Source organism: Paenibacillus sp. 22594 (assembly GCF_052044425.1).
In the GTDB taxonomy this organism is placed as follows: domain Bacteria; phylum Bacillota; class Bacilli; order Paenibacillales; family Paenibacillaceae; genus Paenibacillus_AQ.
The window spans coordinates 565,295-580,300 of record NZ_JBQENA010000001.1; the positions used below are offsets into that span (position 1 = coordinate 565,295).

Genomic DNA, 15,006 nt, shown 5'->3' on the forward strand with positions numbered 1-15,006 from the left:
TATTGTTTTTAAGATTATCATATACAGCATCACTATGGAACTTAGAATGTAGGCCCCAAAGCTTCGGAATGGCAATATATCTCAATTACGAAAATGCATAAATATAACTTTCCAAGTCAAACTACTATACAGAAAGTCGGACCTTAACGAGATATTCCAGAACACGATGACAGGAGGAGAAATTTCGTATGAGACGCCTATCCTTATCTCCCGATCAAATCAGACCGCATTACCAAGCCATCGTAGTTGGTTCGGGGTACGGCGGAAGCATCGCAGCCTCCCGATTGTCCCGGGCGGGTTTGCAGGTCGGCCTCTTCGAGCGTGGAAAGGAGTTTCTTCCTGGGGAGTTTCCCAATACGGAACTCGAAGCCACAAGGGAGTTAACGTTCCGGCTATCGGACCATTCCATTGGCTCCACTACTGGATTATATCACTTTCATATTGACGATGACATCAACGTGCTTACAGGCTGCGGCTTGGGAGGCACCTCCTTAATTAACGCCAATGTCGTGATCAAAGCCGAGTCCAGGGTATTCGAAGATGCTTGCTGGCCCAAAGAAATCCGACATGATATCCATACCTTGATCGAAGACGGTTACGACAGGGCAAATGAGATGCTGAGGCCGACTCCTTACCCCGGTCATTATCCTGCTCTACCCAAATCCAAAGCGTTGGAGAAATCGGCAACGCATATGGGCCATCCCTTCTCCAAGCCCAACATTGCGGTTACCTTCCATGATTGGAAAGACGGAATGAACCATGTAGGTGTCAAGCAGCAGCCTTGCGTCTGCTGCGGAGATTGCGTATCGGGATGCAATTATGCCGCCAAAAATACGCTCGCAATGAATTATTTGCCGGATGCCCGCCATTTCGGTGCGGAAATTTTTACGCAAGTCAGCGTTTCGCATATCGAGAAGAAGAACGGTCGATACCTGGTACATTATAATTTGTTGCAAGAAGGCCGTGAGCTACTGCCTGCACTGGATACCTTGTTCGTCACTGCCGAACTGGTCATTCTATCGGCAGGCTCCCTTGGGAGTACGGAAATCCTACTTCGGTCCAAAGCTAGCGGACTGCCTCTCTCGGGGCAAATCGGACGACACTTTTCAGGTAATGGTGACGTTCTGGCTTTTGGCTACAATACAGAAACGGAAGTGAACGGCGTAGGCTTCGGTTTTTTGGATCCGAATTCGATGGACTCCGTGGGGCCTTGCATTACAAGTATGATCGATCTACGAAACCAGCCTACTCTGAACGATGGCATGGTTATCGAGGAAGGCAATTTTCCTTCCATACTGTCCAATATTCTGCCTGCCAAGCTGGCCTTGGCCTCCAGAATCTTCGGTGAACCACTACACCCATCCATGAAGGATCGCATCGAAGAGGAGCAGAGAGAGCTTGAAAGCTTAGTTCAAGGAGCCCGCACCGGAGCAGTACACAACACACAAACGTACTTGGTCATGTCGCATGACAACTCGGACGGCCAATTGTATTTACATAACAAACATGATAGATTGCGGATCAGCTGGAAGGACGTAGGCGAACAAGCCATTTTTGATACTGTCAATAAAAACCTTAAAAGGGCAAGCGAAGCTCTGGGTAGTGGGCAGCATCTCAAGAACCCGCTATGGAGCAGGTATTTCGATAAACATCTGGTTACTGTTCATCCCCTGGGAGGTTGCATCATGGCTGAAAAGTCGGAGGAAGGCGCTGTGAATCATAAAGGGCAAGTGTTTTCCGGTCCGGAGGGTGAAAGCGTGCACGAAGGTTTATATGTATGCGATGGTTCGATCATCCCCCGTTCTCTTGGCGTCAATCCGCTGCTGACGATCGCTTCTTTAGCTGAGCGCAGTTGTTATCTCCTTGCACAAGACCGTAATTTGCAGATCGACTACCAACTTCCCTCCCGTCCCTCAAAAGAGGATTCAACACCTAACGGGCTCGGTCTGTCATTCATAGAAACAATGAAAGGTTATTTCACTGCACAATCAACCGAGAATTTTCAAGAAGCCTATGAAATTGGCCTGAGAAACCTTTCCCGATTCAGCTTCACTCTTACCGTGCACACCGACAATTTGGAGGACATGCTTGAAAACCCGGAGCATCGAGCGGCAATTACCGGTATCGTTGAAGCACCCACTCTATCGGATAAGCCAATATCCGTCCATCGAGGCGAATTTCATCTACTCAGAGGAAATCCGGATCTGCCAGAAGCCAAGGAAATGCGGTACCGATTACAACTTTCCTCCGTCGAAGGACGGGCCTATGTAATGGAGGGATTTAAACGTATCAAACACGACACCAAGCTTGATCTTTGGGCCGACACGACGACACTCTATATTTCGGTTTACGACGGCGGGAATACCGAAGCTCCTTTACTGGGCAAAGGTATTCTGTTCATTGAAAAAGAAGACTTCATGAGGCAGCTTTCAACGATTCGCATTTTGAATGAGTCAGGCCCTATTGAGAAAATGAAAGCGATCGCCCGTTTCGGAACCTTCTTTGCAGGCTCTCTTTATGAAACCTACGGTAGTATCTTTGCCAAAGAGCATGTGTACAACCCCACGGCTCCTCCACGCAAAAAACGCCCTTTACGCACGGGAACCCCCGAGTTGCATTATTTTTCAGCCGGAGATGGGATCGAGCTTCGTCTTATCCGATACCGGGGGGGCGACAAAGGTCCTATTATGCTCTCTCACGGATTTGGCGTTTCGAGTAATATTTTTTCGTTGGATACGATTGAAACCAACTTATTAGAATACTTATACGCCTATGGTTATGACGTTTGGTTGCTTGACTGGCGTGCCAGCATAGAACTGCCTTACCATCACGGGCAATTTACACTGGACGATGTAGCGAATTTCGACTATCCCGCTGCCGTCTCCACGATTCAAAAGGTAACGGGAGCCGCTACCATCGATGTTCTTGCCCATTGCGTCGGTGCGGCCACTTTCACCATGTCAATGCTTAGCGGGCTTCAAGGCATACGTTCTATCATTCTTACGCAAATCGGGGCTCACTTCAAGCCTCCGCTGTTAAACCGGCTAAAGGTAGGATTATATACTCCGACCATTTTGAAAGCGCTCGGTATCGATTCTTTGCAGGCTTATACGGACGCTCAGGACGACTGGACCGATCACTTGTATAACCAAGTTTTGAAGCTGTATCCTCTTCCCATTGAGGAAAGGTGCCACAGTCCGGTTTGCCGCCGCGCAACCTTCATGTACGGGCTTCTATTCGAACACGAGCAATTGAACGATTTGACCCATGAATGCCTCTACGAAATGTTCGGAGGGGCCAATATTACAGCCTTCGATCATTTGGCCCTCGTCTTTCGTGAAGGAAAGCTGCTACGGCACGACGGAGCGGATGTGTATATGAAGCACTTGGATCGGTTGGCAGTTCCCATCACCTTTATTCACGGAGAGGCTAATCAAGTGAATACACCCGAGGGTACCAGGCTGACTTACGACCAATTGAGTGAACATAATGACCCCTCGCTCTACAAGTATCACGTCATAGCGAATTATGGTCACATCGATTGCCTCTTTGGCAAACATGCTGTTCGTGACGTGTACCCGCTGATTGCAGAGCATCTGGAAAATGTTATAGCCACATCCAGCACAGATTTAGTTTCTCGGTGAAAGTGGATGCGCTCGCTCCCCACAATACAATTGGCGTCAGCGGAATTTCAAATAGAACCCTTCGGCCGTTTGAAGCTGCCACGTACCGAAGGGTTCTATTTGGTCTAGGGGCGGGAAAGCGGTTGGATCACGATAGGGGATTCGATCAGTCTGGGCGCAGCCTTCTTTTGCTCATTTTCGCGTAAATCCGGTTCCAACAAAGGCCCCGCTGCCGTTATCGGAACAGCCTTCCATCGCCTTACGATTTTTTCTACGCCAATCGGGTATATCGTCAATCCCCCTTCCTTGTCGATATGAATGCGCATAAAGTTTTTCCAGTCTTCGATCTTTAAAGCGGAGAACGCTTCGTTGCTGTGACGGCCGAACACATTCAACGATAGGTATAAATAAAAACCCATCAAGCATGAGCCGACAACCCATCCACCGATTCCGATCAGCAACACGGCCAGCATATGGTCACCGAACCCCCAATCTGCATCCGGCCCGACACCTATTGTAAACATGACTCCGCACCTGATCAGGAAGGCAGCCGCAACATGGCAAAGTCCATGAAGGCTTCCCGCAATCCATTTGTACCTGCGTGAATGAGTGTCCGTAAACAGCCAGAACCCTCCGACTACAATCAAAATCCAAAACATGGACCTTGAAGAATGAACAATTCCGGATAGCAACGATACGAGCATTTCGCTGAAGGTTCCCTTTATCGCAGTCGGTACAGGGTTGCCCATTACGAATAAAGTCATAAACAGATACAGAATCGCTGTTACGATGCCGAAAGTTTTGTTTTTTTGCAAAAACCGGAGGTTGCCCCTGCAAAGCTGCCTTGATGTCTTTTCGTCGGGAAAATCTTTCTTTCGCTCGAACAAGCGCTCTTCCTTCCCATAAATGTCCTCTGTAACGCGCTCTTCAAGCAACCGTTCGCTCAGGTCGTGAGTCGGGTGCAAAAAAGCGCCCCCTCCGCCGGCAGTTATTTTCTCTACCTTTCGGCTGTGGTCCGGTTGTCCGTCCAGATCATTGGGAATGAATTCAAAACGGCGATAATGGTGCTGGTCTCCCGCTATGTAAATTTGTATGCGTTTTTTCAAGAGCTTATCGAGAAAGCACAAATTGTTTTCGTTGTAGGTCGAGTCATACGCCCCGTATTTATTGGAGGAGACCCAATAAGGTTCGGCATTGCACAGAATGACGCGATCGCCTTCCCTCATGTGTTCGGCGAGTCTTTCAAAATATTGCACCTGCGGTCCATCGATGTCCGAATTTAACTGAACATCTGTTCCGAGCAACCACCAATTGTGGGGGAGCTTTATCCCGAAATAGCTTTTCTGTTGGGGTGACTGCCAGCCGTTGAACCATTTACGCGAGCAAAACAGCCGTGTGAAGGAGACAAGACCATCATACCAGTCATGATTTCCCGGAATGGCAAACAGCTGCGGATGAGGGTCCATGGAACACCCCATGGCAAGATGGTATGGCGTAATCAACCGATGGTTGTATTCCTTCCGATTGGCCGTTGGATACACCTGATCTCCACCGAAAATCAGAATATCTCCTCTTAAGGTTGAATAACTGGTATTCGATTCGAAATCCTCGATGTGCAAGCGGGGACGGGAGAGGTAATAGGCAATGGTGTATGTAGAATTGAAGCCATCACCCAGATCGCTCACGTAATCGATCCAGATTTCTTCGCGATCACGCTCTGCATCTGCGCAGTAGAAGCCCTGTTTATCGGTTGAGTAGCCCCCGTTTCGTTCTGCTTGAAAGCCTTAGAGAAATCCGCATATTCTCTGGAGCCGCGCCCGTACGCTTCCAACAGGCGATAATCGGAATAAAGTCCGAAGATAGTTGAAAGTATGGTTTTAATACCTGTCACAATTAATTGCTTGGGATTATACCATTCAACCATGCCGCAACGGGCTTGGAGGTTTCTTATCATATCTGCCGCAAGAGGTGGAAGATGTCGGGAATTAGTGCAACTCGCTTCCTCTTTTTCGTTCATCTCAGCAGAACTCGTTTCCTCTTTTTCGTTCACCTCAGCAGAATTCTCCTTTCTTCAGAGAGGGGGGAGCCCCTAGTCGTCTCTATTTCCGTATCGCTTTTCTTCGCATCATCATGCTCAACCTTTACACCCAAACAAGGCTTCGCATATAAAAGGTTGGCTTCCATATAACGTGTGCCTGCGCCAATAGGCCATTCAAGCTTACAAGGCAAGATAAATCATGTTTCACATACGAGACGAACTTCTCGCGGACTTGCTTGACCAGCAGCACCTCTTCGATCACATTCTATATTTTAATTTTATTTGCCCAGGATTCAAGAAGACACAAGATATCGTATCTCCTGATAGAACCCCACAATATACTAACAAAACTTTTTAAGTATTGTTTACAATTGTACCCTTCCTTAAACCACGTAATACCCCGAGGCAGGGGAGAATGTTTCTAGTTAAACCCGCCAACCACTTAAGGTTAAGGAGTACTTTATCCATCCAAAACCAACTTACTTTAAGGAAGGAGGAGACGAATTATCTCCTTTTTTTGCTCGGTACACATGCAAATAAGTTACTTGATGTGTAGGGGTCTCAGTTTGAGACTACTATATGACCGATTACTCCTACTACGATGGTGTAGGCATATTCGGAATGATATTCCCAACTTCAACACCTGAGTTAATGGCAAACAGTCCCCTTTATTTTGAGTTCGGCCCTTAATCTATCGGGAAAGAAATAGGTGAAAGATCACAGAACCCGTCAGGCAGACTGGCAGGTTATTTTTTGTATACTCTAAATTTAAATCGTTCGTGGATAAATCGGCCACCGGCTATCTTAATACTCTCCAGGGAATGGAGTGCTGTCGTTAGATCCTCCTATAAGAAAAGACGAGCCAATAGTAGCCCGCCATAATAAAAAATGAATTAAATTGTTCATCCCTACAGACCATTGTATTCATGAAGCCTATGTTCGGAATCCCTCCTCATCTCCAGTATTTCCAATGTACCCATGAGTGTGAGGGATTCTGCCGTTTACTGTGGTGTATACCCTTCGAAACGATGGTAATGGCCACCACCTGCCAAGTGAATTGCTGGTCCTGTTGTTCCTCTAATTAAATGCATATGTTGATCGTTAAATGATGTTTCTACATAATAATTATGAACATGTGGATCACCAAATCGGAATCACCCGAATGTACAACAAAACCTGTTACAGGTATTTCCATCATTGGCCACCTCTCTTCATCAATTGCGATATACTATGAAAGAGATAGTGTAAATGTTCAAGTAAACGGATAAATGGAATATTGGCATTAATACCTAAATATTTGTGAAAAAGGACTTTTTTTATTGAGTTGGTTTGCATCTTTGAGTAGGCAGACACTCAGCGGGAGACGAAGAGAACAGCTTCATGAATGCTCTCAATTCGTATCATAGACACCCATTTCATTGAACCTTAACCCAATCATGGGATGTTTCGCCTCACTCGCCTAGATACATTGGACTTGTAATTCCAGAATTTCTAAGTTCAGGTCAGGACTGCGGTGAGTGTTTGGATTTTCGGCCGCCGCCCATCTGCAATTTTCTTGATTTCATACCGTTGTTATCGGTTGAAATCTCCACCAGCCGGGTATACTCTACGAACCATTGCTCCCATACCTTCTTACGGTTTTGCAGCTCCTCACCGTCAAGAAGTGCCTCTATTACATCCAGACAGACATGCCAGCCGGAGAGATCTTTGGCCGTATGGCTGGTGATTTCAGTCATGCTCTCGATCAGCAGCAGGCGGGTGCCGTCTGTATCGGGACTTAATTCAAAACGTACCCTGTCATTTCCCCAGGTATACTCCAGGACGGAATTCACCATCATATCCATAATTTCCATGACTACAGAGCTGCCGTCCCTCATGTCGAATATCATGCTTCCTCCTGCCGACAAGTCCTGGGCTTTTAGCTCGGGAAACCACTTAGCCAGCAGTGCATTATCCGTCAGCATCGCCCATAGCTTGTCCACCGGATGCTTGTAATGTCGTTCAAACGTTGCAGTTATCCCTCGTGGGGCTGCTTGAAGTGTAGCAATCAATTGATAAACCTCCCTGTATTGAATGATGGTTCATGCCGGCATCACCTGTCCCGGTGATCCGCAACCTTGTGCAGAAAGACATCGTTAATTAACTGTAAAGGATAACCAGTTTTTAGGCAAATGGAGGTAGAATTATGAAACGGACTATTTTTGCTGCAGCAGCGGTTTTACTCGCCTTTAGCATTGGAGGCTGCGGATCAAAGACCGCTTATACTTCTCAGGAAGCCATTGAAAAAGGCGATGTTGTCTTGATGAACAAAGCTTATAACTTTACCAGATTCCAGAAATTTCTAAATAATCTTGATAGCCGAAGAGCGGATAGCATTCGAATTACGGCGTACACAGATGAAGGCGATCCTATTTTCAAAGACCTTCAGTATGACGGTGACAAGATTTCATACCGTGTTGACAATTCCAATGACGCTTACGGCGGAAAGGATAAGGGTATACGGAGAGATACCTGCTCTGAGATTGTGCGAGAGGAAGGTAGCGGAGGTGAAATTTTCTACACCCTCAGCGGCTGCAACGAGAATGATCCAGAAATAAGTTATTTTCTGGTGCGTACAGACAAATAAAGAGCCCCTGCAACATGAGGGGATAACCCAAAAAGAACCCGCAAAGGCTCACATACTGCCTGCGGGTTCTTTTGCAATAACAGAATATCCGATTAATTGCCGCTAACGGTATAGCGCTCCAATGAGATCGGGCTGCCGTTCAGAAGAGCTTGCGTTGTCATTTGTTCGCCTGTGCTTAATTGCAACTGCTCTCCTTCAATATTGTCATATTGAACGGACAAGGTGGCTCCTGTCTCAAAAAAGGGTGCATGTGCTGCCCGTTCTGCTGCAAACAACATAAGATCGCCGATCCCCCGATCCGCCGCCTCCTTGACACTGATAGCCTCGACAACTACCCCGCCCGGCATCCCTTGGGCTGACACTTCGAGATAAGCCTCCCGTTCAATAAGCTGGTAACCATGCGAAAGGTATACGGCAAAATAGACATCACCCACCTTGCCGAACAGTGCTGAGGACTCCTTCACCCACTCGCCTTTGGGCAGTACACCAATCATCGTGTCTTCTTCTCCCTCCGGCACCGGGAACAAAGAGAGGATGGTGCTCCGGTGATACAGCACCTCCATATATCGGCTCTGATGGCGGGGATCACCCTCGTGATAGCCTTGGCCGGGATGGAAGAAGTAGAGCCGGTTCACGGCATACTCAGCAGACACTGGCAGCGAAAAGGCCCAACGGAGCTGCTCGTTGTCGAACTCCTCTACCCGCTCCCATAGGCCTCCTGCGGCGAAGCTCCCGGTAATATACGCATAAGAATGAATCAGCGGCTGCGGGTTCGGATCTTCGGGAATGACTTTTTGCGTCACTTTGGTGACTTCCACCGGAGTCTGTCGGTTCAGTACAGCTGTCCGTACCTGAGCCGGAGCTTCATAGAACAGGAACCCGGCATACTCCGTACGCGGCATGCCCTGCGGCAGCTGGAAATCCCCAAATTGCACATAGTCGTGGAGTACGTTGCCATCCGCCGGAACATCATGCGGCCAGCCCCGGGAATGCGCACCTGCCCAGGCTCCCTGCAGATAGAATTGTCCCCGTTCATTCCACAGGTAATCCAGCATTTCTCCAAGCTTGTCCTTAACCCCGCCGTCTTCTTCCAGTGCCCAGGCACAGGTGAATGCCTGCACCCAGTGCCAGAACCAGGGCAGACTGCCGTACTCCGGCATTCCCTTCTCCCGGATATACGCCAATGTATACTCCAGACTCTGCCGCCCGTCTGCCAACAGCTCATCATCATCGAACAGCTTGCCGAAGATCAGCTTCGCCGCCGTATATTTGGCCTCATGATGTCCATAGTGAACCACCGGCTTACGGTAGAAGCCGCTACGGTAGATATGCCCGATTGCCGTGTGAAAAGCAATCCGCAGCCCGGCATTCAGTCTGCTCCCGTAATGCTTGAAGAACCAGACCAATAAGCTGCCCATGATCTCCACCGGCAGTTCATGAGGCGCTGCCTCACGCGGCAGAGGATGCAGACCCAGCGGCCAATGGCCGTATAATTGGGTGCCAGGTTGCCGGTTCTGCAGCAGCACGGTTTCGAGCATCACGGCCTCCGCTTTGCGTTTGGCCTCTTCCCGCTCAAATGGCAGCTCCAATCCAGGATCCACCGCCGCAGCAAAAAGGTAAGATGCAAAATAAAAGTTATTGCGGACATCATCATGGAACCACAGCCCGCTGTCCATTAACGGGCGCTGTTCAGCCTGGATAGCAATATTATAGATGATTTCCTTTTGGCGGGCCTGATATGGACCCAGTGCAGATTTAAGTTCTCCCACTTTCGTTCTCCCTCCAGCATTTCTTGTATTTTAATATGTTATTGCACGCGGCTGGAAAGTCCATACCTCCTGAGATCGTAGCGTATTACAGTATGTCGCTGTATCCATTCCCGGAACTGCGTTTACCACCTGTATAAACCTCATGCGTGTGGGTTCCTCTCTGTTCTCGTCAGATCCGCTGCGACAGAATCCTCAAACTGGGAATCCAGCCACATTTCAGTTCTATTGTGCACGCTTTCAGTTCATATGGCAACGCCTAAACACAATAAACAAACTAAAATAAACGCACTAAAAAAGATTATCACTTGCCAAATGAACTTATATGGATTAAATTGTACCTATACGAACGAAAATATGTTTGCGAAGGAGATTGAATATTCAATGGAAAGACGTTTCGCATCCCATCCTAATGAAGTTAAGCAATTTGACACTGAGCGCTTGCGCAAGGAGTTCCACATTCCTGTCATTTTTGCTCCGGATGAACTGAAGCTTGTCCTGACCCACGAAGACCGCATGATCGTCGGCGGTGCTAATCCCGTAAATAAAGATGTCGTGCTCACTACTGACCTGAAAGAGCTTGGAGTTACTTACTTCCTCGAACGCCGCGAACTGGGTGTTATCAATGTCGGAGGCAAGGGTTCAGTTGTTGTAGACGGAACAGAATATGAAATAGATTTCAAGGAGTGTCTGTACGTTGGACAAGGCGCCAAAGATGTTATTTTCAAAAGCGCTGACAGCGCAAAGCCTGCGAAGTTCTACCTGAACTCTGCACCTGCACATCAATCTTACCCTACAACCAAAACTACGCTGGCTGAATCCGAATCCGGCGCAATGGGCGGTCTGGAAAACTCCAATGAACGTACCATTCACCGCTTCATTCACACTAATGGTGTGCAGAGCGCTCAGCTCGTTATGGGTATGACCCAGCTGAAACCGGGCAGCATGTGGAATACTATGCCTTCCCACACTCACCCGCGCCGGATGGAAGCTTACTTCTACTTCGATCTTCCAGATGATTCCATTGTGTTCCACCTCATGGGCGAGCCTACACAGACCCGTCACATCGTAATGCACAATGAACAGGCGGTAATTTCTCCAAGCTGGTCGATCCACAGCGGCGTAGGCACACACAACTATACCTTCATCTGGAGCATGGCCGGAGACAACAAGCGTTATGATGATATGGACCCCGTAGGCATGAAAGAATTACAATAGAACAAAAACAACTACGGAAAGACGAGGCAGGCGGATGAACCCGATACGGCGACACGAGATGATTATGGAAGTTATGCTGAACCAGAAGGATGTAACAGTGAACGAACTGAGCGATAAGCTCCAGGTCACGGGTAAAACAATCCGCGAGGATTTAAGCAAGCTGGAGGAACAAGGACTGATTATGCGTGTCCACGGCGGAGCCGTTTTGGCTCAAAGCGATCAGTTCGGCATCCTGCCCTTGAGGAATCCGCTGGATAAATACTCCGATGAAAAAACGGAGATTGCTCAGCTGGCGCTGGCCCACATCGCAGAGGATGATATTATTGCGCTGGATGGCGGCAGTACCACGCTTGAAATTGCCCGGAGGCTGGAGAATATTCCGCTGACGGTCATCACCAATGATGTGTACATCATCAGCGAGCTGGTTCAGAAAGACAACATCCGTCTTGTCGTTCCGGGAGGTTACCGGGTCCGCAATATGCTGGCCGGTCCTGAAGCGGTCTCTTATGTCCAAAAGCTTAATATAGAAAAAGCTTTTCTGTCGGCTACAGCCGTTCATATTGAACACGGGCTGTCGATTTACACCGGTGATTTCATCGATTTCAAACAAGCCTTAGTATCCACAGCCCGCACGGTATTCGCCGTCTGCGATCATCACAAATTCGGACATACCGCACTGCGCACGTTCGCTTCACTGCAGGAAGTTGACGTGCTGCTGACAGATAGCGGACTTGCCGCCGAAGCCGTAAGCCAGTTCCGAAACGCAGGCATCAACATCGAATGCGGGTAGTTTAAATACACATTTAAGCCCTATCAAGATACTCATCAACGTTTTTTAAAAGGAGAGAATAATCAAATGTCATCTTTATTCAGTTTGGCAGGTAAAACAGCTATCGTAACAGGTGCGGCCCAAGGTCTTGGTCAAGGGATTGCTCTTGCATTTGCCGAAGCAGGCGCAGACGTTATCTCCGCTTCCCTCAATGCCAGTGATGAAACTGTAGCAGCTGCTGAAGCCTTTGGTGTAAAAGCACTCAGCATCGCTTGCGACCTGAGCGACCACTCCAAGCTTCAAGGCATGTTCGACGAAGCCGTTGCCTTCACAGGCAAAGTTGATATTCTTGTCAACTGCGCAGGTATGATCCGCCGTACACCTGCCAAAGACCACAGCGAAAAAGACTGGTTCGATGTCATCAACCTCAACCAGAATACGGTCTTCCTGCTGTCGCAGATCGCCGGCCGCCACTTCCTGGAAAGAGGCAACGGTAAAATCATCAACATCTGCTCCATGCTCTCTTACCAGGGCGGCATCAATGTACCGGGCTACACGGCAAGCAAGCACGCCGTAGCTGGTCTGACAAAAGCTTTTGCCAATGAATGGGCTGGCTCCGGTCTGAACATCAACGCAATCGCTCCTGGATACATGGCTACGGAGAATACAGCTCCGATCCGTGCCGACCAGAACCGTTCCGATTCCATCCTTGACCGCATTCCTGCCGGACGCTGGGGAACCGCTGAAGATGTTAAAGGACCTGCTGTGTTCCTGGCATCCGCTGCTTCCGACTACCTGAACGGCCACATTCTGAATGTGGATGGCGGATGGTTGGCTAGATAATACCTGGCCATTCTCTTCCTAAATGTTATGGTTAGCAAGCTTATTATAAATAGACATACACATACAAATGGGCTGCTGGCGCGTTAGATAGGATATCGGCTTACTCTGCCAGCAGCTGCTGCTATCCACATCACAACCCAAAAAGCTGGACCATCCTAACAAAGGACGGTCCAGTTTTTTTTGCATTTCCCGGTGAATAGCTCCGGGAACCCGTTTCACGAATCAAGCTATCACACCTGACACATAGACACCATAATCTGCGGCATAGTTCTCCAGCTGTTCATCATTTACTTCACGGATTCCGCTCACTACAAAAGGTTGGCGGTAGATCATCCCGGTCAGATTAGCGGATTGCTGAAACGGCCGCAACAGCTCGCTGTAAGAGTAATTATGAAGGCCCCCTGCCTGGTACATACTTTGAGCGCCTCCGGAAGAGATCGCTATCAGAAGCTCCTTGCCATTTAGTTTGTCTCCCCCTTTGCCGTGAGCCCAGCCATGCTCGAATACTTCATCCATCCATTTCTTCAGTAAGGCAGGCGAGCTATACCAAAAGAATGGAAATTGAAGCACGATACGCTCATGAGCTGTTAACAGTGCCTGCTCATGAGCTATGTCGATTTTTTCGTCCGGATAACACTCGTACAACCGGTGAACGGTAACATTACCTATTCCGTCAATCTCGGCCGCCAACCGCTTGTTAATCCGGGATGTCTCCAAATGTGGATGGGCAACGATAACGAGGGTTGCGTGGCTAGCAGAAGGTTTGGATGGAGTGGTCATATGGAAAAGATCCTTTTGTAATCATACAATTCGTAATATGTCGATGTATAGAGCAAAATTAAATAATTTACATATCACGAATTATCGATTTGTTTTGTATTTAAAAACTGAATTCACATGTTTGAATTCAGTCTTTATTCTCTAGAGATCCTTCTGAATGTAAGCGGCTATTTGGGATAATGCAGCTTCATCTCTTTTGTAATATGTCCATTTTCCCAGCCGGGTTGCATGCACAAGCCCTGCCCGCTGCAGAACAGACAAGTATTGAGAGGTGGTGGATTGGGTCATATTCAGCTTAGCTGTAATCTGGCTTACGCATACCCCGATTTCGATAAGATCAACCCCTCCCTGGGGTCCAAAATAAGCTGCAGGATCTTTTAACCACTCCAAAATTTGAAGTCGTGCTTCATTGGAAAGTGCCTTAAATACATCAATCGGGCTAATTGGTTTCATGCCATCATTATATCGACATTTCCCGATATGTCAACTCATTAAATCTTGCCGCTTCTTTGCAAAACCCCACCAATCATCTAATGAACCGCCACGTGCATGCTCTTCCCCTCCTATGCCATATTATACCTTTCTGAACAATGACTGCCGAGCATTATCCTATTTTTTGTGATAGTGTTATTAGGAACTGGGCAAATGAGGAGAATCCACATGTCAGACGAAATTCTTACTACATATGATGCACAAGGCCAGGTGACGGGCACCGCCCCGCGCGATGAAGTACACCGGGATGGACTTTGGCATGAGACCTTTCACTGCTGGTTCGTAGAACAGCGGGCAGATTCGCTCTATATCTATCTTCAGCTGCGGAGCAAGGACAAGCGGGACTATGCCGGCTTGCTTGATATTACTGCTGCCGGGCATTTACTGGCGGGCGAGACGGCCATGGACGGCATCCGTGAGGTGGAGGAGGAGCTGGGGCTGCAGCTTGCTTTTGACGAGCTCATCCCACTAGGAATCATCCCCTATTCCATGGTCAAGGAAGGGATGATCGATAGAGAGAGAGCAAATGTCTTCCTGTATGACAATCATTTCCCCTTGGACCAATTTCGTCTGCAGCCGGAAGAAGTTGCCGGAATCATCACCGCAGAATTTGCCTCCTTCTGCAAATTCTGGCAGGGAGATCTGCAGCAGATTGATGTCTCTGGTTTTCGTATCACGGACTGCGGTGAATGGATTGACGTCCAAGAGAGGGTAGACATCAGTCATTTTGTACCGCATGACAAGGACTATTATCTGCAGATTATCGCAGGAATCGAAGCGGCATTCCGCTAAGCAGCTAACCGTTTCGATGTATGATCTCAGGCAAAAAAGGCAGGACCCAGCACTACCGG

The 15,006-nt window shown here is 48.2% G+C and carries 12 protein-coding genes and 1 pseudogene; 6 read left to right on the forward strand and 7 right to left on the reverse strand.

Annotation, left to right across the window (positions count from 1 at the left end):
• Positions 1 to 188: 188 nt before the first annotated feature.
• On the forward strand, positions 189 to 3,644 hold the full coding sequence (locus ACTJKB_RS02420; RefSeq protein ID WP_440831651.1) for a GMC family oxidoreductase N-terminal domain-containing protein: 3,456 nt from the start codon (positions 189 to 191) through the stop codon (positions 3,642 to 3,644).
• Positions 3,645 to 3,748: 104 nt separating this feature from the next.
• Here the strand turns inward: ACTJKB_RS02420 and ACTJKB_RS02425 are convergent, their stop codons facing one another.
• The 4 genes and pseudogenes from ACTJKB_RS02425 to ACTJKB_RS02440 form a co-directional block, all read right to left on the reverse strand.
• Positions 3,749 to 5,308 carry a metallophosphoesterase gene (locus ACTJKB_RS02425; RefSeq protein ID WP_440831652.1) on the reverse strand — a complete coding sequence of 520 codons (1,560 nt, stop codon included), beginning with the start codon at positions 5,306 to 5,308 and terminating at the stop codon, positions 3,749 to 3,751.
• Positions 5,305 to 5,673, reverse strand: a complete 369-nt coding sequence (locus ACTJKB_RS02430; RefSeq protein WP_440831653.1) for a hypothetical protein — start codon at positions 5,671 to 5,673, stop codon at positions 5,305 to 5,307. Before ACTJKB_RS02430 ends, ACTJKB_RS02425 begins: the two co-directional genes overlap by 4 nt.
• Positions 5,674 to 6,594: 921 nt before the next feature.
• Positions 6,595 to 6,806: pseudogene (locus ACTJKB_RS02435) on the reverse strand (YmaF family protein); the annotation flags it as partial.
• 357 nt (positions 6,807 to 7,163) lie between these two features.
• Positions 7,164 to 7,712: an SRPBCC family protein gene (locus ACTJKB_RS02440; RefSeq protein WP_440831654.1), complete on the reverse strand. Its 549-nt coding sequence runs from the start codon at positions 7,710 to 7,712 to the stop codon at positions 7,164 to 7,166.
• Between the two features lie 134 nt (positions 7,713 to 7,846).
• Between ACTJKB_RS02440 and ACTJKB_RS02445 the strand changes: the two genes are divergently transcribed.
• Positions 7,847 to 8,287: a DUF4362 domain-containing protein gene (locus ACTJKB_RS02445; RefSeq protein WP_440831655.1), complete on the forward strand. Its 441-nt coding sequence runs from the start codon at positions 7,847 to 7,849 to the stop codon at positions 8,285 to 8,287.
• Positions 8,288 to 8,379: 92 nt separating this feature from the next.
• Here the strand turns inward: ACTJKB_RS02445 and ACTJKB_RS02450 are convergent, their stop codons facing one another.
• A complete protein-coding gene (locus tag ACTJKB_RS02450; protein ID WP_440831656.1) occupies positions 8,380 to 10,056 on the reverse strand; it encodes a hypothetical protein in 1,677 nt (558 codons plus the stop codon).
• A gap of 381 nt (positions 10,057 to 10,437) precedes the next feature.
• Here ACTJKB_RS02450 and kduI point away from each other — a divergent pair, with 381 nt between their 5' ends.
• The 3 genes from kduI to kduD all read left to right on the forward strand — a co-directional run bounded on the left by kduI (position 10,438) and on the right by kduD (position 12,883).
• The gene (gene kduI / locus ACTJKB_RS02455; RefSeq protein ID WP_440831657.1) at positions 10,438 to 11,271 is read left to right on the forward strand and encodes a 5-dehydro-4-deoxy-D-glucuronate isomerase; all 834 of its coding nucleotides are present in this window, start codon (positions 10,438 to 10,440) and stop codon (positions 11,269 to 11,271) included.
• A gap of 34 nt (positions 11,272 to 11,305) precedes the next feature.
• Positions 11,306 to 12,061, forward strand: coding sequence for a DeoR/GlpR family DNA-binding transcription regulator (locus ACTJKB_RS02460; protein ID WP_074086156.1), 756 nt, complete (start codon positions 11,306 to 11,308; stop codon positions 12,059 to 12,061).
• Between the two features lie 66 nt (positions 12,062 to 12,127).
• On the forward strand, positions 12,128 to 12,883 hold the full coding sequence (gene kduD / locus ACTJKB_RS02465) for a 2-dehydro-3-deoxy-D-gluconate 5-dehydrogenase KduD (protein WP_440831658.1): 756 nt from the start codon (positions 12,128 to 12,130) through the stop codon (positions 12,881 to 12,883).
• Between the two features lie 222 nt (positions 12,884 to 13,105).
• Here kduD and ACTJKB_RS02470 read toward each other — a convergent pair whose 3' ends face one another.
• Both ACTJKB_RS02470 and ACTJKB_RS02475 read right to left on the reverse strand, forming a co-directional pair.
• Entirely contained in the window at positions 13,106 to 13,663 is a 558-nt protein-coding gene (locus tag ACTJKB_RS02470; RefSeq protein WP_440831659.1) for an NAD(P)H-dependent oxidoreductase, read from the reverse strand.
• Positions 13,664 to 13,804: 141 nt separating this feature from the next.
• Positions 13,805 to 14,107, reverse strand: a complete 303-nt coding sequence (locus tag ACTJKB_RS02475; RefSeq protein WP_440832692.1) for an ArsR/SmtB family transcription factor — start codon at positions 14,105 to 14,107, stop codon at positions 13,805 to 13,807.
• 216 nt (positions 14,108 to 14,323) lie between these two features.
• On the opposite strand from ACTJKB_RS02475, the gene ACTJKB_RS02480 reads away from it, so the two are divergent.
• On the forward strand, positions 14,324 to 14,947 hold the full coding sequence (locus tag ACTJKB_RS02480) for an NUDIX hydrolase (RefSeq protein WP_440831660.1): 624 nt from the start codon (positions 14,324 to 14,326) through the stop codon (positions 14,945 to 14,947).
• Positions 14,948 to 15,006: the final 59 nt, after the last annotated feature.